Consider the following 19,957-nt stretch of genomic DNA (forward strand, 5'->3'; position numbering starts at 1 on the left):
TAACCCAAAAAGGAAGATAAATGATCAGCGATTTCAAAGGCAAAACCGCTGTTCTCACCGGCGCAGGTTCGGGCTTCGGCCTAGAGTGCGCGCGCATAGGCGCAAAACTGGGCATGAACCTGGTGCTGGCCGATGTGCAGCAAGATGCGCTCGACAAGGCAGTGGCCGAGATCAGCGCCACCGGCGCGCAGGTGCTGCCGTTCCGTCTCGATGTCTCCAAGGCGGCGGAGGTCGAGGCGCTGGGTGCCGCAGTGCTGGCGCGTTTTGGCGCACCGCATTTTGTCTTCAACAACGCTGGCGTCGGGGCGGGGGGCCTGATCTGGGAAAACACGCTGAAAGACTGGGAATGGGTGATAGGTGTCAACCTGATGGGCGTGGCCCACGGCGTGCGGGTTTTCACACCCATGATGCTGGACGCCGCCAAAAAAGACCCGGCCTGGCAGGGCCACATCGTCAACACCGCCAGCATGGCCGGCTTGCTGAACGCGCCCAACATGGGCATTTACAACGTCAGCAAACATGCGGTGGTCAGCATGAGCGAGACGCTGTACCAGGACCTGTCATTGGTGACCGACCAGATCAGCGCGTCGGTGCTCTGCCCCTTCTTTGTGCCCACTGGCATCAGCCAGAGTCAGCGCAACCGGCCTGACGACCTGCCCGCCGCCAAACCCACCAAAAGCCAGCTGATCGGCCAGGCCATGAGCGACAAGGCGGTGGGTTCGGGCAAGGTGACGGCGGCGGATGTAGCGCAAAAAGTGTTTGACGCGGTGGCTGCCAACCAGTTTTATATCTACAGTCATCCCAAGGCGATTGGCTCGGTGCAGACGCGGCTGGAAGATATTTTGCAGGCGCGCAATCCCACCAGCCCGTTTGCGCACAAACCAGAGCTGGGTGTGGAGTTGAAAAAGGCCTTGCGCGAGGCCTGAAGAAGATGTCAAGCCTAGAGCAGCGTCGGCGTGTCCGTGCGCCGCACGCCTGTGCGCACGCCATCGCGTTTTTCCAGGCGGTCTTCCAGCTCGCCAATGTAGGCGGCCAGGGTGTTGCCGGACTGCTCGATCTTGCTGCTCAGTTGCTGCTGTGTCTGGGCCAGCCGTTCGGCCAGCACGGTGGCCTGCGCGGCTTCGCGCTGCTGGGCGGCCAGGGTCTGGGCTTCCAGGTAGTGGCGAAGCTCGGTAAAGCGCGAGGCTTCGGCCTTGTCGGCCAGCTCGCGCTGGGTAGCCAGTGCGCGGGTGGTCTGGCGCATCTCCAGCAGGTGGGTGCTCTGGATGTACAGGGTGGTGGCCAGAAACACCAGCAGCACCGCAGCCAGCAGCACCAGCATGACCAGCCCCAGCGGTACCTGCACCGTGGTAAAGCCAAGGCTCAGCACCGAGGTGCGGCTGAACTCGTCCACATTCAGCGCCGCAAAACCGGCCATAAGCACTATGACAACAATCAACGCAATGGTTCGGATACGCATGGGTGGCTCCTGAAATTGAAGTTTTGATGATGCGACCCGTCGGCTCTGCTGTCTGTAGGAAAAAAGCCTGAATGAGGCGCAGCGGCTGTGTGGCACACTCGCCCACTTTGTCTCAATTGTCACTCTCGCCATTTCAGAATACATGCAAAAAATCATTCGCCAGATCGCCTTGGAGATCAAGGTGCAGGAGCACCAGGTCAAGACCGCCGTTGAATTGCTCGACGGTGGCGCCACCGTGCCGTTTATTGCGCGTTACCGCAAAGAGGTCACCGGCGGGCTAGACGACATCCAGCTGCGCGAGCTGGAGTTTCGCCTGGGCTACCTGCGCGAGCTGCAGGAGCGGCGCGAGTCGGTGCTCAAAAGTATTGAAGAGCAGGGCAAGCTGACGCCCGAATTGCGCGCCGCGATTGAAGCCGCACCGACCAAGCAGGAGCTGGAAGACCTGTACCTGCCCTTCAAGCAGAAGCGCCGTACCAAGGGCCAGATGGCGCGTGAGGCCGGCATTGAACCACTGGCCGACCAACTGTTTGCCAACCCCACGCTGCTGCCTGCGGACGAAGCCCTGGCCTTTGTCAAGGCCGAAAAAATGGAAAGTGGCGACGACTTCACGACCGTGCAGGCGGTGCTTGACGGCGTGCGCGATATTTTGAGCGAGCGCTGGGCCGAAGACGCGGCCTTGCTGCAATTGCTGCGGCAATGGTTGTGGAGCGAAGGTTTGTTGTCGTCCAAGCTGGTTGCGGGCAAGGACGAGAACCACGCCGATCACAGCAAATTCCGCGACTACTTTGACTACCACGAGCCGATAGGCCGCGTGCCTTCACACCGGGCGCTGGCAGTGTTTCGTGGCCGGGGCCTGGAAATTCTGGACGCCAAGCTGCTGCTGCCCGAGATCCCCGAGCCAGGCAAGCCGAGCATCGCAGAGGGAAAAATCGCCATACACCTGGGCTGGAGCCACAAGGGCAGGGCAGCCGACGACCTGCTGCGCAAATGTGTGGCCTGGACCTGGCGCGTCAAGCTCAGCCTGTCGATAGAGCGCGATTTGTTCACCCGTCTGCGTGAAGAGGCCGAAAAAGTCGCCATCAAGGTGTTTGCCGACAACCTGCGCGACCTGCTGCTGGCAGCGCCCGCCGGCCCGCGCGTGGTGATGGGGCTGGACCCGGGCATACGCACCGGGGTCAAGGTGGCGGTGGTGGATGCCACCGGCAAGCTGGTTGAAACCGCCACCGTGTTCCCGCACGAGCCGCGCAAGGACTGGGACGGCGCGATACACACGCTGGCCAGACTCTGCGAAAAACACGGTGTGAACCTGATTGCCATCGGCAACGGCACGGCCAGCCGCGAGACCGACAAGCTGGCCGCCGACCTGATGAAACGCATTGATGGCATGCAGCGCGTGGTGGTCAGCGAAGCCGGTGCGTCGGTGTATTCCGCCAGTGAATTTGCCAGCCAGGAAATGCCCGACGTCGACGTCAGCCTGCGCGGCGCCGCCAGCATTGCCAGGCGACTGCAAGACCCCTTGGCCGAACTCGTCAAGATCGACCCCAAGTCCATAGGTGTCGGCCAGTACCAGCACGATGAGAACCAGAGCGACTTGATGCGCAGCCTGGACACCGTGGTGGAAGACTGCGTGAACAGCGTCGGTGTGGACCTGAACACCGCCAGCGTGCCGCTGCTCGCGCGGGTCTCGGGCCTGAGCAACGCCGTGGCCAAGGCGGTGGTGCGCTGGCGTGATGCCAACGGCGCTTTTGCCTCCCGGGCCGATTTGCTCAAGGTCAGCGGCCTGGGCGCCAAGACCTTTGAGCAAAGCGCCGGCTTTTTGCGCCTGCGCACCCAGGGGCCAAGCAGCAACCCGCTGGACATGACCGGCGTACATCCAGAAACCTATGCCGTGGTCGAAAAAATCATGGCGCACACCGGCAAACCGGTGGTAGAGCTGATGGGCCGGGCCGAGATGCTCAAAACCCTCAAGCCCGAGCTGTTTGCCAACGCGCAGTTTGGCGTGATCACCGTCCGGGACATCATTGCCGAGCTTGAGAAACCGGGCCGCGACCCGCGCCCCGATTTCAAGGTGGCGCGTTTCAACGACGGCGTGGAAGACATCAAGGATTTGAAGGAGGGCATGACGCTGGAAGGCACGGTCAGCAATGTCGCAGCCTTCGGCGCCTTCATCGACATCGGTGTGCACCAGGACGGCCTGGTGCATGTGAGCCAGCTGTCCAACAAGTTTGTCACCGACGCGCGCGAGGTGGTGAAAACCGGTGACATCGTGAAAGTGCGCGTGACCGAGGTGGACGTGGCGCGCAAACGCATCGCCCTGAGCATGAAGCTGGACGCTGCCCCGGCACGCAGCGATGCGCCGCGCGACAACCGTTTTGAGGGCGCACGACCGGGCCAGCAAAACCGGGGCGGCGGCCAGAACCGGGCGCCGCAGGCCAACACGTCGACCGCCATGGAGTCGGCTTTCAGCAAGCTGGCCGGCCTCAAGAAATAGCCGCAGGCAGTCCCCCCAGGAACTCCTACCAAAGTTGTTATAGTCAAATCGAGCTCAAGCCCATGACCGACGGGCGCAAGCAGCTACTAAAACCATAGCATTCACACATACTGACCCATGTTTGCCCTGCGCATCTACGCCGGCCCCAAGGCCCGCCAGCATATGCAAGACCACGGCTTGCAGCCGCAAGATGTGCGGGTGGTGCCGGGCGCCGCAGGTGGGCCCAAGGGCCTGGTGCTGGGGCCGCTGGACCGCTTCATCTTTGGCGACTGGCTGGCCAGCACCACGCAGCCGGTGCATCTGGTTGGCGCCTCGATAGGTGCCTGGCGCATGGCAACCGCCTGCCTGAGCGACCCCGTCACCGCTTATCAAAGGCTGGAAGACGACTACATCCGGCAGCAGTTTGAGGTCTTGCCCGGCCAGAAGCGGCCCAGCGCCGCGCGCGTCAGCGAGCAGTTTGTCCAAAGCCTGAAAGACTTTTACGGCGGCCGGGTGCAAGAGGTGTTGCAGCACCCGCGCTACCGGCTGCACATCGTCACCTCGCGCGGGCGGCATCTGCTGGGTCGCGAACATGGCTTGCGCACACCGCTGGGTTACCTGGGCGCATTTTTGACCAACACCGTGCACCGCAAAGCCATGGGCGCCTGGCTGGAGCGGGTGGTGTTTTCCAGCCACGGCGCAGCCTTGCCTTTTGGCACAGCCGACTACCGCACCCGCCAGGTGGCATTGGACGAAGCCAACTTCAACCCGTCGCTGCAGGCCAGCTGCTCCATCCCCTTCATGCTCAAAGCGGTGCACAACATTCCCGGCGCACCACCCGGCGCTTACTGGGATGGCGGCATCACTGATTACCACCTGCACCTCAACTATGCTTCTGAATTGATAGCTGGTTACCCAGGTGGGGCGGGGGCTACAGGCCAAAATGATCTGAAAAATCCGGGTTTGGTGCTGTACCCGCACTTCCAGAAGGCCGTGGTGCCCGGCTGGCTCGACAAAAGCCTGAAATGGCGCCACGGTGCGACGCATTTTCTGGACAACATGGTGCTGCTGGCACCCGACCCGGCCTGGATCAAAAAACTGCCCAACGGCAAGCTACCCGACCGCAACGACTTTTTGCGCTACGGCACCGATGTGCCCGGCCGCATCAAAGCCTGGGGTGCAGCGGCGGCGGCGAGCCGGCAGTTGGCGGACGAGTTGCAGGCTTGGCTGGCGAAGCCAGACATGGGGCGGGTAGAGGCGCTTTGACTTTCAGCAGTTCAACTTGACATATCATCCAGCCTTGGCGCAATATTGTGCCGTCATTTGATGGCACAAATTGGAGAAAATCATGGAAGCATTTGCAGTGAGGGACCTGCGCGAGCACACCGGGGAACTGGTGCGCAACGCAGAAAGCGGGCAGTTTTCTGTGGTCTCCAAACACGGCAAGCCCTTGTTTGTAGCCATGCCTTTTACCGACGAGCTGCTCAGCGCGGGCGTGTCGGTGTCATTGGCCGACAGGCTGGTGCAAAGCGGCGAGTTGTCCACCTCTTCAGGCGCCAAGCTGGCGGGCATGCCGTATGCGCGCTATTTGCAGCATCTGGGCGCCATGGGATACAGCCTGCTCGACGACAGCGCCAATCTGGACGATGAGCTGGCCTTGCTTGGCTCCATCAAGCCAGGCAGGCCCGCCACGCCGCAATAACGCTGCGCCATGCAACTGCTGGTGACCGACGCGGGGCCGCTGATTGCGCTGTCGGTGGCCAATGTTCTGTCCATCACATTGCAGAGTTTCGAGCTGCTGGTGCCCCAGGCCGTGCTGGACGAATGTCTGGCCGATCCGTACGCACCCGGCGCAACACCCATTGCCGACGCCTTGCGCCAACAAAAGCTGACGGTGGTGCCGACCACAGCCATCACCCCGCTGGACGCCGCCTACGCCATGGGGCTGGGCTCTGGCGAAGCGGCCGTGCTGGGCTACGCGGCACAGCACAAACAAGTCGCGCTGATCGACGAGCGCCGCGCCCGCCGCATTGCCCAGCGCCTGGGTGTGCAGGTGGTGGGCAGTGGGTCGGTGCTGCTGGCCCTCAAATCGCAAGGCCTGATCAGCAGCGTGCAAAGCGTTTTGACCGCCTGGCAGGCGCATGGCTATTACCTGACGCCTGAATTGCGGGCGGAGTTGCTGGTGAGGGCGGGGGAGTGATAGCGGTTGCGTGTAATGTCAGAAGGTCAACGCGCTTGAACCTACCGACGTTCTTGACATGTGAATATCGGTAGCTACAATAAATAGTGCGTTTCATATTTGCCCCTGACAAAGACAAACTGAATTTGGCCAACCACGGGCTGTCACTTTCGTTTGCTGAAAAACTGGTCTGGGATGAAGCGTATGTTTGGGTTGACCCACGGTATCCGTACGACGAATTGCGAATGATTGGGCTGGTTCCCGAGGGCAGCACGCTGTATTACGTGGCGTTTGTAGACCGTGGTGACGTGCGCAGAACCATCAGCCTGCGCCTTGCCGAGCGACGAGAGGTGAAAAAATATGGCGAAAATATCCAGTAAGCGAGTCATCCTGATGCCATCGGTCAAGGACAACGCGAAAATTGTCGCAGCGGCCAGGGCTGATCCAGATGCCAAGCCCATGACGAAGCGTCAACTAGATGCATTGGTGCCCATTCGCACGGTGCGGGGCAGGCCTAAATCCGAGAATAAAAAGCTGTTACTTTCTGTGCGTTATAGCGTCGAAGTGGTGGAGTATTTCCGCTCGACGGGGGATGGCTGGCAGGCGCGCATGGACAGTGTGCTCCGGCAATACGTGAGCCAGCATGAAGCTCGCAGCAATGTGACATGACTGGTTGTTCGTCGCGGACACGCTACACAAGTATTTGAGCCGCTTGAATCACTGACGGCGCAGCGGCGGCGAGCCGGCAAGTTGGCAGACGAGTTGCAGGCCTGGCTGGCAAGCCGGACATGGGGCGGGTAGAGGCGCTTTCACAAGCGCACGTTGGGCTTCAAGTGGCCCGTACAGGCCCTGCCTCCTTTGTCGGCACTTGCGATTTGCCTCATGGCAATGCATAATGTGTACACAATGATTCGCAAAATCCGGATGCAAACTCAATAAGGCACAGCCACATGGAAACGACAAAAGTTGGAATTCGTGAGTTTCGAGCAGACCTGGCGGAATACATCGCCTCCAGCACCCCGGTGGCCGTGACGCGCCATGGTCAGACAGTAGGCTACTTCATCCCGACACAAGGGCAGGTCGATGCTGACCTGGCGGCATTGAAAAAAGCCAGCAAAACCCTGGATCGACTGCTTGAAGCGCGCAGCGTTGATGTCGATGAGGTGGTCGCAGAGTTCAAAGTTGCCCGTAAAAACGCCACGCAACCCAAAAAGTCAAAAGCCAAGGTCGCATGAGCAACAAGGCCATCGTCCTTGATGCCAATATTCTGATCAGAGCTGTGCTGGGAAAGCGGGTACGGGAGCTGATTGTTGACAACGCCTCGACCATCAAGTTCTTCGCCCCGGACGTGGCCTATGCAGATGCCAGAAAGTATCTGCCCCCGTTATTGGAGAAGCGTGGCGTTATGAGCGATGCGGCCATGATGGTTCTGGATGGTCTCGAAGGTGTTGTGCAGGCCATCGAGTTTGAGCTCTATGTCGGAATGCAACAGCAGGCTCTACAGCGAATCGCCATTCGCGATGCCGAGGATTGGCTGGTGCTTGCTTGTGCAATGACCATTGGCTGTCCGGTCTGGACCGAGGACGCAGATTTTTTCGGAACAGGCGTTGCAACCTGGACAACCGACCGTGTGGAGCTTTACTTGTGCAACTGATGGCGCCACTTATTCACCGATTCGCACCGAAGCCGATTATCAAGCCGCGCTGAAGTTGGTAGCGCCCTATCTTGAAAACGGGCCCGAGATCAAAAGTGATATGGTCGCGCTGATTGAGGCGTGTGAGGCCGCGCACTACCTGAATAACTGGTGGCTCCATGCTCGCCTTCGGCGCCGCCTGAGCGCCAACGTTATAGGGCGGCGTAGCGCTCAGCCGTGGCTGCCATAAGCTAGTATGGCAAAAACTATGGCTGTCTGGTAAACTGCCGCCATGAACTTCGATTGGGACGATGGCAAGAACACGGCGAACCTTGCCAAGCACAACGTCTCCTTCTTCGAAGCCCAGTCAGCGTTCGCCGACCCGCTTCGCGTAATCGCCCGAGATCTCACGCACAGCAAGACCGAAGAACGTTTTTACTGCTTCGGAAAAGTTCAGGGTGGCGTTCTCACGGTGCGTTTTACTTATCGAGGCGGCGTGGTTCGCATCATCGGCGCTGGGCATTGGCGCAAGGGAAAGGCAGTATATGAAACGGAAAATCACTTACACGAATGAGCTCCTGGGCGACATTGAGGTCGTTCCTGACTTTTTGCCGCCACCTAGCGAATTGGCCTTTCGTGAAGAGGGGGTCAAGGTAACGCTCGCGCTAAGTAAGAAGAGCGTGGAGTTTTTCAAGTTTGAAGCTTCGAAGCACCAAACTCAGTACCAGAGAATGATTCGGCGTCTCCTTGATGCGTATGTCGAGGCGCAGGGGGCGCGCCCTATAACTGGTCGCTCAAAGCGGTCGGCTCGCAAGCGAGTCGCCGTTTAGCTTCGATGTTGAACGACTGCTACTGAGAAAAGTGAGTGGCCGGTTTCAGTCTTTTGCAGACATAGGTGAGTGTCAGGCGCACGTCGGCACTTGACCGAAAACAGCCGTGCCCCCCAATTGATGAACTATCAAAAAGTCGAATGTTCGCGGCCCCTCTGACGCGCGCATCATCAAAGCGACTCTTCCAACATCTCCGCATACTCCCCAGCAGTAGCAATCCGCGGATTGGTCTTGTGGCAATGGTCGGCCATCGCGCCCACGATGATCTGGTCGAACTGCTCGCGCTGCACGCCCATCTCGGCCAGGCCCTTGGGCAACCCCAGGCGCGCATTCATGTCCTTGATCGCTTCCGGGATGTCGCTGCCTGAAGCCAAACCCATGGCCTGCGCCATACGCTGCAACCGGTTTTCTTTCTGAATTGACTCCGCGCTGGCGTTGAAGCGCACCACCGCCGGCAAAAACATCGCGTTCAGCATGCCGTGGTGCAGGCGCGGGTCGACCCCGCCCAGGCTGTGGCTCAGGCTGTGCACGCAGCCCAGGCCTTTCTGGAAGGCCATCGCACCCTGCATGGATGCGCTCATCATGTTGAATCTAGCTTCACGGTCGCTGCCGTCACGGGTGGCACGTTCGATATGCGCCCAGCCGCGCTGCAGGCCGTCCAGGCCAATGCCGTCGGCCGGCGGGTTGAAGGCGGGCGCCATGAAGGTTTCCATGCAGTGCGCTATCGCGTCCATGCCAGTGGCCGCAGTCAATTTGGCGGGCAGGCCCAGTGTCAGTTCGGGGTCGCAAATGGCGGTTTTAGGCACCAGGTGCCAGGAGTGAAAGCCCAGCTTGCGGTGGTCGTCCAGGATGATGATGGCGCCGCGTGCCACCTCGCTGCCGGTGCCGCTGGTGGTGGGCACCGCAATCAGCGGCACCGCGCGGTCGGTGATTTTCAGCGAGCCGCCTTCAATGGTGGCGTAGGTCTTGAGCGGGCCTTCGTGGGTGGCGGCTATCGCCACGCCTTTGGCGCAGTCGATGGCCGAGCCGCCGCCGACGGCAATCAGGCCATCGCAGCCGCTGGCCTTGTACATCGCTGTGGCGGCGCGCACGGCGGCTTCGGTCGGATTCGACGGGGTCTGGTCAAACACGGCCACCGTCATGCCGGGCAGGGCATCGAGTGCTTTTTGCAGCACACCTGCCGCCTTGACCCCGGCGTCGGTGACGATCAGCGGCTTGCTGATGCCGACGCGCTCGCACTCCTGCTTGAGCAGCTTGACCGCACCGTAGTCAAACTGGATTTGCGTCACGTAGTAAATAAAGGCCATGCGGTGTTGTCTCTTTGTAGCGTTGTACGATCTGATGACCTTACTTTAATGGCTGGATGCGCCTTGATAAACAAGCAAACCCTGATCGCCGTCACGTTGGTGATAGCGGCGCCGACACCGTACTTCTTCATCTGATGACACGTCCCGCTGAGTCCACAGACCTGCTGACCCCGGCCATGCGCCAGGCTTTTCACCTCACAAAAAACGCACCATGAAACGACAAAATTTCCGATTCTTCCACCGCTTGCGCGTGCGCTGGGCCGAGGTGGACATGCAAAAAATAGTCTTCAACGCGCACTACCTGATGTACTTTGACACGGCGGTGGCCGACTACTGGCGCGCGCTGGCCCTGCCTTACGAAGAAGCCATGCACCAGCTAGGCGGCGACCTGTATGTGAAGAAGGCCACGGTCGAATACCACGGCTCGGCGCGGTATGACGACCAGATCGACATTGGCCTGAAGTGCGCGCGCATCGGCAACTCGTCGATGGTGTTCACCGGCGCCATCTTCCGGGGCGATGCGCTTTTGATCACCTGTGAGCTGGTTTACGTGTTTGCCGATCCGGCGACGCAGACCTCGCGGTCCGTGCCAGACGACTTGAGAAAAATCCTGACCGGCTTTGAGGCGGGCGATGCCATGGTCAGTATCAAAACCGGATCATGGGCCGAGCTGGGCACGCATGCCGCCGCCATCCGCACCGAGGTGTTTGTGCAGGAGCAGGGCATTCCCATGGACATGGAATGGGACGAGGCCGACGCCACCGCCATTCACGCTGTCGCCTACAACGGCCTGGGTCAGCCGATTGCTACCGGCCGCTTGCTGCAACACGCACCAGGCACCGGAAAAATCGGCCGCATGGCCGTCAACCGCGTGTTGCGTGGAGCCAGCCTGGGGCGCGAGCTGCTTGAGGTATTGATGGCCCAAGCCGCGCAGCGCGGCGACACCGAAGTGCTGCTGCACGCACAGCGCAGCGCAGAGGGCTTTTACGCCCGACTCGGCTTTGCGCCGCGCGGCGAAGCTTTTGAAGAGGTGGAGATTGCCCACATCGAGATGGTGCGAACCCTGCGCGGCTCCTAGGACCAGCGCAGCCGGACCTTTTGCCTGCCGGGCACGTCGTCCGCGCGGTGCGCGTGCGTGACCTCCTGCACCGCGAGGTCCCAGCCCTTTGAATCGGCAGAAGCCACCAGCACCGTACTGCAACGCGTGCCGTAGCCGTGTTCCGGAAAATCCACGAACGCACTCGACAGCGCTTCCTCCAGCGCCAGCGGCACGCCAGTGCAGGGCAAGTCCTTGCGGTCGGCGCGGCGCCTGTCCCTGAGGGCTGTCATCAGTTCCTGCTCCAGAGCGTCCTCGCTGGAGGCCGTTAGCGCAGAGTGCAAAGCTTTTTTCAGGCCCAGGGTTTTGGGCCAGGGCGTGTCGAGTGCGCCGTTGGACAGGCCATAGATACCTGGCGCGAGCGCGCGCGATTCGAGACCGGGGCCGGGCTTGTTGCTGAGCCATTGCCAGGCGCGGCTTTTGAAGTCACCGAGCACGAGGTTGAAGCCGCCGTAAGCTTCAGGCTCAATCTGCGCCATGAAGCTGGCCGCGTCGGTATCGCTGTCCAGCCAGCGTGTGACCAGTTCGCCGCGCGACTTGTCGCCGGTCAGCGAGGCCGGGCCACGCACATTGGTCAGCATCGCGATCCGACCGGCAGCCGTCAGACCCAGCCAGGTGCCGCCGGCGCGGATATCGCGGCCCGAAATGATTTCTGCGTCGGCATCGCTTTGCCAGCGTGTGAGGGGCAGGGTGGGGCGGTCCAGGAACTCATCGCGGTTCGCGGCCACCAGCAGCGGCCAGCGCGCGGAGGCGCCGATGGCAAAAGCAATCAAACACATGCCGGTCTAAATATCTTCGAGCAGCGGATACGGCAGCGGAAGCAGCGACAACGCCAGTCCGCCGGAACTGCCCAAGGTCAAGCGCCCGCCTTCGGCATCGGCCGCAGCCGAGGTCTGCATGGACACGATGGCGTCGAAACCGCCGCCAGGACGCGGCGCGCAAGCGGCCACCAGGCCGCAGGGCTGTTCAGCGTCAAGTGCATGAAACAGCTCCTGGCCGACCACTGGCTCGCCCTCCATGTGCGCCAGGTAAGCCCGGCGTTTAAGCGTGCCTCGGAACTGGCTGCGTGCCACGATTTCCTGGCCGGGGTAACAGCCCTTCTTGAAATTCACGCCACCCACCGATTCGTAATTCAGCATCTGAGGCACAAAGGCTTCAAAAATCGGCTGGGTGATCATCGCGATGCCCGATTGAACATCCAGCCAATGCCATTGCGCCAACGGCAAGGCGTCACCAGTGGGAACCGGCGTACCGGCAGGTGCACACCACAAAGCGCGCGGCTGGCCGTTGCCGGGGTAGAGGAACACCACATTTGCAGCATCAATATCGGCCTTGACCCATGCCGGATGGGCACCAACCGCTATTGATTCGATAGCGCTTCCAGCCAGCCCGAAGAGGGCGTAATCGGCCGTCGCGTCGCTGAGTTTGGCCTTGGCGCGCAGCACAAACATCGACAGGCGCTTGAGCGTCGTCGCCAGGATGTCCTGGCTGCAAACCATCAGGATCTCGTTCGGGCTGCGTTTGAAGACGATAAAGCTGGCCTGCATGCGGCCCTTGGCGTTGCAGAAGGCCGCCAGCCGCGCTTCGGACAAACCAAGCAGCGCCACATCCTGCGTCAACTGGCCTTGCAGAAATTTGACGGCTTCCTCGCCGGCCACGCGGATCACGCCGAGATGGCTCAGTCCGGCAACCCCGGAAAAGATGGAAACAACAGGCAACGCATTGAATGGGGTCTTCATGAGCTGAATTATCATGGACCCATCGTTTTCAGGAAGGCAACAGGGTTGTGCGTCGTTTTTTAATGAGTTTGCTGGTGGTCATGTTTCTCGCCGGCCTATTGGTGTTTGGTGCGGCGGGTTGGTGGCTGTTCGAGCCCCTCAAGCTGCAGCCACTGCCTGGCAGCGCTGTGGTGGACCTCGAAATCGAGCCTGGCACGCCGGCACAGCGCGTGGCCGACTCCGTCGCCTCCAGCGGCGTGGCTGTCGAGCCGACCTTGCTTTACGCCTGGTTCCGTCTGTCCGGCCAGGCCCGCCAGATCAAGGCCGGCAGCTACGAGATCACCCCCGGCACCACCCCGCGCAGCTTGCTGAGCATGCTGGTGCGCGGCGAGGAAAGCCTCAAAAGTGTGGTCATCGTCGAAGGCTGGAATTTTCGCCAGGTGCGTGCGGCGCTGCAAAAGGCCGAGGCGCTCAAACCCGACAGCATGGGCCTGAGTCAGGAGGCCATCATGGCGCAGCTGGGCAAGCCGGGTGTCCACCCCGAGGGCCGCTTTTTCCCAGACACCTACACCTACGCCAAGGGCTCCAGCGACCTGGCCGTGCTCAAACGCGCGGCGCGGGCGATGGAGCGGCGGCTTGAAGCCGCCTGGGCACTGCGCGACGCGGGCACACCGCTGAAAACACCGGACGACGCCCTCATCCTGGCCAGCATCATCGAAAAGGAAACTGGCAAACCCGCAGACCGGCCCGAAATCGGCGGCGTGTTTAGCAACCGACTGCGCATCGGCATGCTGCTGCAGACCGACCCGACCGTGATTTACGGCCTGGGCGAGCAGTTCGACGGTAATCTGCGCCGGCGCGACCTGCAGGCCGACACACCTTACAACACCTACACCCGCGGTGGTCTGCCGCCCACGCCTATCGCCATGCCCGGCAAGGCGTCGCTGTTGGCGGCCGTCAAACCGGCGACGACCAAGGCCCTGTATTTTGTGGCGCGCGGCGACGGCAGCAGCCAGTTCAGCAGCAGCCTGGACGAGCACAACCGCGCCGTCAACAAATACCAACGCTGAATATGGCCCCCACGCTCCGCACTGACGCGTCGTCGCTACACCTTGCAGGCCGCCGCTCGCCTGAGGCTTCGCTTCTGTCACCCGGCAAAGCCGGTTCTGTTGCCCCGGCTGATTGGGAGGGTACCCCCACGCGTGTCTCTCCTGGTCTTTTCATCAGCTTCGAAGGCATAGACGGCGCGGGTAAGTCCACCCACATCGCCGCGCTGGCCGACGCATTCAAGGCACGGGGCAGGGCCGTCACCCTGAGCCGCGAGCCGGGCGGCACGCCACTGGCCGAGAAGCTGCGCACGCTGATCCTCAACGACGTGATGGACCCGCTGACCGAAGCGCTGCTGATTTTTGCGGCACGGCGCGACCATTTGACGACCGTGATCGCGCCAGCGCTGGCGCGCGGTGACGTGGTTTTGTGCGACCGTTTCACTGACGCCACCTTTGCCTATCAGGGCGGCGGTCGCGGTTTCGACCTCGAAGTGCTATCAAAACTGGAGCTGTGGGCCCAGGCAGCACAAGGGCTGGGGCCCAATTTTGTTCATGAACTGGGTAAAAAAGGCGCCGCCCCTGCGATTGTCCAGCCGGACCTGACGGTCTGGTTCGACCTGGCGCCCGAGGAAGCCGCGCAGCGCCTGGCCGGCGCCCGTGTGCCGGACAAGTTCGAGGCCCAGTCGGTTGAATTTTTCCGCCGGGTGGCCCAGGGCTACGCCGACCGCATGGCGCAGGACCCGGCGCGTTTTGCCCGCATCAACGCCGCGCGCTCACGCGATGAGGTCTGGCACGCGGTCTACCAGGTCTTCGCCGACAAGGGCTGGCTGCCATGAGCGACATCAGCGACGAGGCAGTGAACGCGAACCCGCCCCTGGCGCCCTGGCTGCAAACCCAGTTGCGCACCCTGCTGGCTCAGCGCGGCCACGCCTGGTTGCTCAGCGGTCCGTCCGGCCTGGGCCAGTTCGACCTGGCGCTGGCGCTGGCGCGCGCCTGGCTGTGCGAGCAGCCCACAGCCGACGGCGCCTGCGGTGTCTGCGGCAGTTGTCATGCGATTGCCGTGCACACCCATGCCGACCTGTGTTTGCTGATGCCCGAAACCCTGTCGCTTGCGCTGGGCTGGCCGCTGGACGAAAAAACCCAGGACGACCTGGACGCCAAAAAACGCAAGCCGAGCAAGGAAATCAAGGTCGATGCGGCGCGCGAAGCAGTCAGTTTTACCCAGTTCACGCGATCACGCGGAACCACCAAGGTGGTGCTGGTATATCCGGCCGAGCGCATGAACACGATCACCGCCAACACCCTGCTGAAAACGCTGGAAGAACCGCCCGGCGCGGTGCAGTTCATTCTGGCGACCGAAGCCGCGCACCAGTTGCTGCCGACCATTCGCAGCCGTTGCCAGGGCCATACCATGCACTGGCCGGTTTTTGACGAAGCCCTGGCCTGGTTGTCGGAACAGGCCCAAGGCGAAGGCAAGGCGGGAGCCCGGCCAGCAGCCGCCGATCTGCAAACTCTGCTGGCCGCCGCGGGTGGCCGTCCTGCTGACGCACTCGAACGCCTGCGCGCCGGGCCCAGCAGCACCAGCGCCCAGCACTGGCAGGCCCTGCCCAAAGCCATGGCGCGTGGCGATGTCAGTGCGCTGTCCGACATGGCGCCAGCGCAGGCGGTCGATGCGCTGCAGAAGCTGTGCCACGACGTGCTGGCAGTCAAGGCCGGCGCGCAACCCCGGTTTTTCAGGGTCGCAGACCTGCCGGGCGGCAAAGCCGGTGGCCCTGGTTTCATGGCGCTGGGGACGTGGTCCAAAGAGCTGGCTGCCACCGCCCGCACTGTCGAACACCCCTACAACCCGGGCCTGATGCTGGAAACCCTCGCCAGCCGGGCGCGCCAGGCGCTGGCCGCCAAATAGGCGCGCTTTTGCTGACAACACAGTTCCCTAACCGATAAACTAGCAGCATGAGTTCATTGCCACCCGCCAGCACGGCCGGGCCCAGCGCCCCGCGGCCCAGTGTCATCCAGCTAGCCATCAAGGAAAAAGCAGCGCTGTACGCCGCCTACATTCCGCTGTTCACCGAAGGCGGTGTGTTTATTCCGTCTGCGCGCGACTACAAGCTCGGCGACGACATCTATGTGCTGCTGACCCTGCCGGACGATATCCAGCGCTACCCGGTGGCCGGCAAGGTGGCCTGGGTGACACCGGCTCGGGCCTCGGGCAACCGCACCCAAGGCGTGGGCGTGCGTTTCCCGAACGACGAAAAATCGCGCCTGCTCAAGATCAAGATCGAGGAAATCCTTGGCGCGCACCTGGCGTCCGACCGGCCGACCCAGACCATTTAGGCGCGCGATTGCGCCGTCGGTCGCGCTACTCTTTTAATAGCTGCTTACGCCCACCAGACATGGGCTGTAGGCCAATTCAATATATAAATCTCGACTCCGATGTTCACCGATTCCCATTGCCATCTGAGCTTTCCCGAGCTTCAGGCCCAGTTGCCGCAGATCCGCGAAGCCATGGCCCAGGCCCAGGTCGACCGTGCCCTGTGCATCTGCACCACGCTCGAAGAGTTTGCATCCGTTCACATGCTGGCTACGACCTATGACAATTTCTGGTGCAGCGTCGGCGTCCATCCGGACAACGAAGGGGTGACCGAACCCAGCCTGGACGACCTGGTGCGGCGCGCGGCCTTGCCCAAAGTGGTCGCCATCGGCGAAACCGGACTGGACTACTACCGCCTCGGGGAGCGCACCGTCGCCGACATGGCATGGCAGCGTGAACGCTTTCGCACCCATATCCGCGCAGCGCGCCAGACGGGCAAACCGCTGGTGATCCACACTCGCAGCGCCTCGGTCGATACGCTGGCGATCCTGAAGGAAGAGGGCAAAACGGCCGATGGAGCAGGGCGGGCCGGCGGGGTGTTTCACTGCTTCACTGAAACCGCCGAGGTGGCCCGGGCGGCGCTAGACCTCGGCTTTTACATTTCGTTTTCCGGCATCCTGACCTTCAAGAATGCCGCCGATTTGCGCGAAGTCGCCCGTTTTGTGCCGCTGGACCGGACCCTGATCGAGACCGACAGCCCCTACCTGGCGCCCATGCCTTATCGCGGCAAAACCAACAACCCGTCCTATGTGCCCTATGTGGCCAAACAAGTGGCCGAGCTCAAGCAGGTGTCTGTGGAAACCATCGCCGAGGCCACCAGCCGCAATTTCGAGCACCTGTTTTTCGGGGTTATGTCATGAAAAATTACTTCTCAAACTACATTAAAAATGCAGTCTATCTAATTGTTTTTTCTGGATATGTTTCAGCTTTCGCCGGTTCTTATGAAGACTTCTTCGTGGCTATCAAGCAGGACGATGCAGCCGTGATCCGGCAACTGCTGGGACGTGGCTTCGATCCCAACACCATCGATCCCAAGGGCCAAAATGGGCTGTATCTTGCGCTGCAGGAGCCGTCGCCAAAAGTGACACAGGTTCTGGCCGAGTGGCCAAAAACCGATGTCAACCTGCTCAACGCCCAGGGCGAAAGCGTGCTGATGATTGCGGCTCTCAAGGGCAATGTGGAGGCTGCCGCCAGCCTGGTCAAACGCGATGCCGACGTCAACAAGACCGGCTGGGCGCCGCTGCACTACGCGGCCACCAGCGGCAGCCTGGCGATCCTGAGCCTGCTGCTGGACAATCATGCCTACATTGACGCCGAATCGCCGAACGGCTCGACGCCGCTGATGATGGCCGCGATGTACGGCACGCCGCAGGCCGTCAAGCTGTTGGTGGATGCTGGCGCCGATCCTTTGCTGAAAAACCAGCAAGGCCTGACCGCCATCGATTTCGCCCGCCGCGCCAGCCGCACAGAGTCCGTCGATTTGCTGGCCGCCGCCATCCGCAGCAAGCAGGCCACCGGCAAGTGGTAGCTGGCCGGACCGTCTGTGTTTGTCGGCCACGGCTGGGATCCAATGGGTCTGGATTTGATTATTTATTAGATTCCACGATGTATATTATGTTAATTAATAATCAGATCACGATCAGGCGTCGCTCTGTGTCTGGCCTTATCGAGGGTCGGCAGGGATTCATGTAAAAACCCGCAGAAACAGGCTTAAGTCCCTGTCATCATTGATTTTTTTGTCCCTTCTTAGCTGATTGACGCCTTCTGGCGTCGCGCGCCTCCTTCCCGACGTTGCGCGAGCAAATGCTGGCGAGCCAGTTCCGAGATCCGGTCCAATCTCGCCTTCAAGTCGTCGGTCCCGAGGGTGCAAGCGATGGGCTCTGTGCTGTTCACGAGTTTTCCTTGGATTTGGGGGAGGAAGAGCAGCCGCAGCCGCTTCCTGCCGGAGCAGGCGAGGCTGCAGCAGTGCCGGAAGGTGCTGCGCATGCAGTGGTGGCTTTGCGCTTTCGTTGCCACCAAATACCACCGCCCACCAGGACGGCAGCGACCAATCCCATTGCGGCCGTCGCCACTTCGCTGCCGAGGTTGAGGCCGTCCCAATCAATGCTGACGAGTCCCGCGACGGACAGGCCGCTGAGCAGCGGGATCGCCAGTGGGATGGTGCAGCAGGCGGCGCAGGCGCCGACCACGCCCAGGGTCGCCAATGCAGGTTTTTTCATTCGAGGTCCTTTAGCAATGCCGGGATCAATCCGGTACACTGACTCTAAAACCTCAAGTAACTTGAGATGCAAGGACTATCGATGAATAACCTACAGAACTCAGGGCAATTGACCATTGGCGCACTTGCACAGCGCACCGGTTTCAATGTCTCTGCCATCCGGTATTACGAGGAAGTCGGGTTGATTCCGGAGGCAATGCGCCGCCCTAGCGGCCACCGCGTCTACTCCCCCGAAGTTCAGGAGGTGCTCACGCTGGTGAAGCATTGCAGGGATTTCGGGTTTTCGATTGAGGAGACACGCGCGATGGTGTCGCTGTCTACCAGCAATGACCGCGACTGCGCCGAGACGCGCGAAATCGCGCAGACGCACCTGAATACCGTCAGGTTCAAACTTGCGGAGCTGCAGAATCTGGAGCGCAGTCTCTCCAAGTTCGTTCAGGCGTACACTGACCAATGTGTTGGCGGGCCGGCGCCGAAGTGCTCGATTCTGAAAGATCTCTCGGTCGCTGATTCCAAGCTGGCCGCTCCAGTTGGATGCTGCGGCTAGCCGCTCACTTCCCCACCAATTCCTCACAACCACATGCAGCAACTCCGCGATTCCCTCGAAAGCCGCCAGATTTCCATCTACTTTGTGACGGTAGTCGTGGCTGCGATCATCGCGATCATGGTCGCACCAGCGACCACGGTCCTGGAAGTGGCGGTCAATCCGGCCCTCGCTTTCATGCTGTTCGTGACGTTTCTCCAAGTTCCCATCGCCGAACTCAAGAGGTCTTTCGGTAACGCGCGCTTTCTCGGAGCTCTTCTCGTCACGAATTTCGTTTTCATCCCGCTCCTTGCCGCACTGCTGCTGATATTCGGCCCCGCTGACCCCCTGGTTCGTCTGGGAGTGCTGCTGGTGCTGCTCACGCCCTGCATCGACTACGTCGTCACCTTCTCCCACCTTGGCCGGGCGGACGCGCGCGCATTGCTGGCGGCGACTCCCATGCTTTTGATTGTTCAAATGCTCCTGCTTCCGGCATACCTGACGGTCTTCCTTGGGGAGAGTGCGAGCGGCCTGGTGCAGATGGGGCCGTTTGTCCATGCCTTTGTGTGGCTGATCGCGATACCGTTGCTGCTCGCAGCTTTCGTCCAGGTGTGGGCTTCTCGCCATGCAGCAGGCGCGAAGACGGCTGCGGTTCTGGGGGTTTTGCCAGTGCCCGCAACAGCGCTGGTGCTTTTCGTCGTGATCGCCGCTGTCGTTCCGCAGATCGGACCTGCATTGGAGATCGTGCTTCGCGTGGCGCCCTTGTACCTCGCATTTGCCGTGCTTGCGCCAATGGTCGGCTGGTTAGTCGCGCGAGCCTTTCGGCTGGAGACTACTCTGGCCCGTTCGGTCGCCTTCAGCGCGGGGACTCGAAACTCCCTGGTTGTGTTGCCCCTGGCGCTTTCAGTTCCAGGTGCGATCCCCGTACTGCCAGCAGTGATCGTCGCGCAGACGCTGGTTGAGTTGATGGCCGAGCTGGTTTACGTGCGGGTCATGCCGAAGTTGAGAGCGAGACAAGCTTAAGCTTTGGACCGCCAGCGGGGCCTTTTGCATTCCACGGCTTGAATTGACGTCTCGGGACTGAGAGAGCATTTTCCAACTCCT

Annotated in this window: 24 protein-coding genes; 19 read left to right on the top strand and 5 right to left on the bottom strand. The window is 61.3% G+C overall.

Annotation, left to right across the window (positions count from 1 at the left end; all coding sequences use genetic code 11):
* Nucleotides 1–20: 20 nt before the first annotated feature.
* Entirely contained in the window at nt 21–926 is a 906-nt protein-coding gene (locus Q8O29_RS05180) for an SDR family oxidoreductase (protein ID WP_305560991.1), read from the top strand.
* Nucleotides 927–940: 14 nt separating this feature from the next.
* On the opposite strand, the gene Q8O29_RS05185 is transcribed toward Q8O29_RS05180, so the two are convergent.
* A complete protein-coding gene (locus Q8O29_RS05185) occupies nt 941–1,459 on the bottom strand; it encodes a hypothetical protein (RefSeq protein WP_305560992.1) in 519 nt (172 codons plus the stop codon).
* Nucleotides 1,460–1,601: 142 nt separating this feature from the next.
* Between Q8O29_RS05185 and Q8O29_RS05190 the strand changes: the two genes are divergently transcribed.
* The 9 genes from Q8O29_RS05190 to Q8O29_RS05230 all read left to right on the top strand — a co-directional run bounded on the left by Q8O29_RS05190 (nt 1,602) and on the right by Q8O29_RS05230 (nt 8,315).
* Nucleotides 1,602–3,950 carry a Tex family protein gene (locus Q8O29_RS05190; protein ID WP_305560993.1) on the top strand — a complete coding sequence of 783 codons (2,349 nt, stop codon included), beginning with the start codon at nt 1,602–1,604 and terminating at the stop codon, nt 3,948–3,950.
* A 117-nt stretch (nt 3,951–4,067) separates the two neighbouring features.
* Complete coding sequence (locus Q8O29_RS05195; protein WP_305560994.1) at nt 4,068–5,195, top strand: phospholipase; 1,128 nt, start codon at nt 4,068–4,070, stop codon at nt 5,193–5,195.
* A gap of 82 nt (nt 5,196–5,277) precedes the next feature.
* Nucleotides 5,278–5,631: a type II toxin-antitoxin system prevent-host-death family antitoxin gene (locus Q8O29_RS05200; RefSeq protein ID WP_305560995.1), complete on the top strand. Its 354-nt coding sequence runs from the start codon at nt 5,278–5,280 to the stop codon at nt 5,629–5,631.
* 9 nt (nt 5,632–5,640) lie between these two features.
* Entirely contained in the window at nt 5,641–6,129 is a 489-nt protein-coding gene (locus tag Q8O29_RS05205; RefSeq protein WP_305560996.1) for a DUF3368 domain-containing protein, read from the top strand.
* Between the two features lie 86 nt (nt 6,130–6,215).
* Nucleotides 6,216–6,488: a BrnT family toxin gene (locus Q8O29_RS05210; protein ID WP_305560997.1), complete on the top strand. Its 273-nt coding sequence runs from the start codon at nt 6,216–6,218 to the stop codon at nt 6,486–6,488.
* Entirely contained in the window at nt 6,469–6,777 is a 309-nt protein-coding gene (locus Q8O29_RS05215) for a BrnA antitoxin family protein (RefSeq protein WP_305560998.1), read from the top strand. The genes Q8O29_RS05210 and Q8O29_RS05215 overlap by 20 nt, the downstream gene beginning before the upstream one ends.
* 281 nt (nt 6,778–7,058) lie before the next feature.
* Nucleotides 7,059–7,343 (top strand): type II toxin-antitoxin system Phd/YefM family antitoxin, encoded by a 285-nt coding sequence (locus tag Q8O29_RS05220; protein ID WP_305560999.1) that lies wholly within the window; start codon nt 7,059–7,061, stop codon nt 7,341–7,343.
* Nucleotides 7,340–7,762 carry a PIN domain-containing protein gene (locus Q8O29_RS05225; protein ID WP_305561000.1) on the top strand — a complete coding sequence of 141 codons (423 nt, stop codon included), beginning with the start codon at nt 7,340–7,342 and terminating at the stop codon, nt 7,760–7,762. Before Q8O29_RS05220 ends, Q8O29_RS05225 begins: the two co-directional genes overlap by 4 nt.
* 271 nt (nt 7,763–8,033) lie before the next feature.
* A complete protein-coding gene (locus Q8O29_RS05230; protein ID WP_305561001.1) occupies nt 8,034–8,315 on the top strand; it encodes a BrnT family toxin in 282 nt (93 codons plus the stop codon).
* A gap of 426 nt (nt 8,316–8,741) precedes the next feature.
* Here the strand turns inward: Q8O29_RS05230 and Q8O29_RS05235 are convergent, their stop codons facing one another.
* Nucleotides 8,742–9,878 (bottom strand): iron-containing alcohol dehydrogenase, encoded by a 1,137-nt coding sequence (locus tag Q8O29_RS05235; protein ID WP_305561002.1) that lies wholly within the window; start codon nt 9,876–9,878, stop codon nt 8,742–8,744.
* Between the two features lie 211 nt (nt 9,879–10,089).
* Here Q8O29_RS05235 and Q8O29_RS05240 point away from each other — a divergent pair, with 211 nt between their 5' ends.
* The gene (locus tag Q8O29_RS05240) at nt 10,090–10,956 is read left to right on the top strand and encodes a YbgC/FadM family acyl-CoA thioesterase (RefSeq protein WP_305561003.1); all 867 of its coding nucleotides are present in this window, start codon (nt 10,090–10,092) and stop codon (nt 10,954–10,956) included.
* Here Q8O29_RS05240 and Q8O29_RS05245 read toward each other — a convergent pair.
* Together Q8O29_RS05245 and Q8O29_RS05250 are read right to left on the bottom strand one after the other, a co-directional pair.
* On the bottom strand, nt 10,953–11,753 hold the full coding sequence (locus Q8O29_RS05245; RefSeq protein WP_305561004.1) for an NRDE family protein: 801 nt from the start codon (nt 11,751–11,753) through the stop codon (nt 10,953–10,955). The genes Q8O29_RS05240 and Q8O29_RS05245 overlap by 4 nt on opposite strands.
* A 6-nt stretch (nt 11,754–11,759) precedes the next feature.
* Nucleotides 11,760–12,713 carry a folate-binding protein YgfZ gene (locus Q8O29_RS05250; protein WP_305561005.1) on the bottom strand — a complete coding sequence of 318 codons (954 nt, stop codon included), beginning with the start codon at nt 12,711–12,713 and terminating at the stop codon, nt 11,760–11,762.
* A 47-nt stretch (nt 12,714–12,760) separates the two neighbouring features.
* On the opposite strand from Q8O29_RS05250, the gene mltG reads away from it, so the two are divergent.
* From mltG to Q8O29_RS05280, 6 genes are all read left to right on the top strand, one after another.
* On the top strand, nt 12,761–13,762 hold the full coding sequence (mltG, locus tag Q8O29_RS05255) for an endolytic transglycosylase MltG (RefSeq protein WP_305561006.1): 1,002 nt from the start codon (nt 12,761–12,763) through the stop codon (nt 13,760–13,762).
* 2 nt (nt 13,763–13,764) lie between these two features.
* Entirely contained in the window at nt 13,765–14,577 is an 813-nt protein-coding gene (tmk, locus tag Q8O29_RS05260; RefSeq protein ID WP_305561007.1) for a dTMP kinase, read from the top strand.
* Nucleotides 14,574–15,647: a DNA polymerase III subunit delta' gene (locus tag Q8O29_RS05265; RefSeq protein ID WP_305561008.1), complete on the top strand. Its 1,074-nt coding sequence runs from the start codon at nt 14,574–14,576 to the stop codon at nt 15,645–15,647. The genes tmk and Q8O29_RS05265 overlap by 4 nt, the downstream gene beginning before the upstream one ends.
* A 47-nt stretch (nt 15,648–15,694) precedes the next feature.
* Complete coding sequence (locus Q8O29_RS05270; protein ID WP_305561009.1) at nt 15,695–16,075, top strand: PilZ domain-containing protein; 381 nt, start codon at nt 15,695–15,697, stop codon at nt 16,073–16,075.
* 99 nt (nt 16,076–16,174) lie between these two features.
* Complete coding sequence (locus tag Q8O29_RS05275; RefSeq protein ID WP_305561010.1) at nt 16,175–16,972, top strand: TatD family hydrolase; 798 nt, start codon at nt 16,175–16,177, stop codon at nt 16,970–16,972.
* The gene (locus tag Q8O29_RS05280) at nt 16,969–17,640 is read left to right on the top strand and encodes an ankyrin repeat domain-containing protein (protein WP_305561011.1); all 672 of its coding nucleotides are present in this window, start codon (nt 16,969–16,971) and stop codon (nt 17,638–17,640) included. The genes Q8O29_RS05275 and Q8O29_RS05280 overlap by 4 nt, the downstream gene beginning before the upstream one ends.
* Nucleotides 17,641–18,001: 361 nt before the next feature.
* Here Q8O29_RS05280 and Q8O29_RS05285 read toward each other — a convergent pair whose 3' ends face one another.
* Nucleotides 18,002–18,331, bottom strand: coding sequence for a hypothetical protein (locus tag Q8O29_RS05285; protein ID WP_305561012.1), 330 nt, complete (start codon nt 18,329–18,331; stop codon nt 18,002–18,004).
* An 81-nt stretch (nt 18,332–18,412) separates the two neighbouring features.
* On the opposite strand from Q8O29_RS05285, the gene Q8O29_RS05290 reads away from it, so the two are divergent.
* On the top strand, nt 18,413–18,877 hold the full coding sequence (locus Q8O29_RS05290) for a helix-turn-helix domain-containing protein (protein WP_305561013.1): 465 nt from the start codon (nt 18,413–18,415) through the stop codon (nt 18,875–18,877).
* Nucleotides 18,878–18,910: 33 nt separating this feature from the next.
* Nucleotides 18,911–19,876, top strand: a complete 966-nt coding sequence (locus Q8O29_RS05295; protein WP_305561014.1) for an arsenic resistance protein — start codon at nt 18,911–18,913, stop codon at nt 19,874–19,876.
* Nucleotides 19,877–19,957 lie beyond the last annotated feature (81 nt).

Origin of the sequence: Polaromonas sp., from assembly GCF_030689685.1 — a bacterium.
GTDB lineage: Bacteria > Pseudomonadota > Gammaproteobacteria > Burkholderiales > Burkholderiaceae_C > Polaromonas.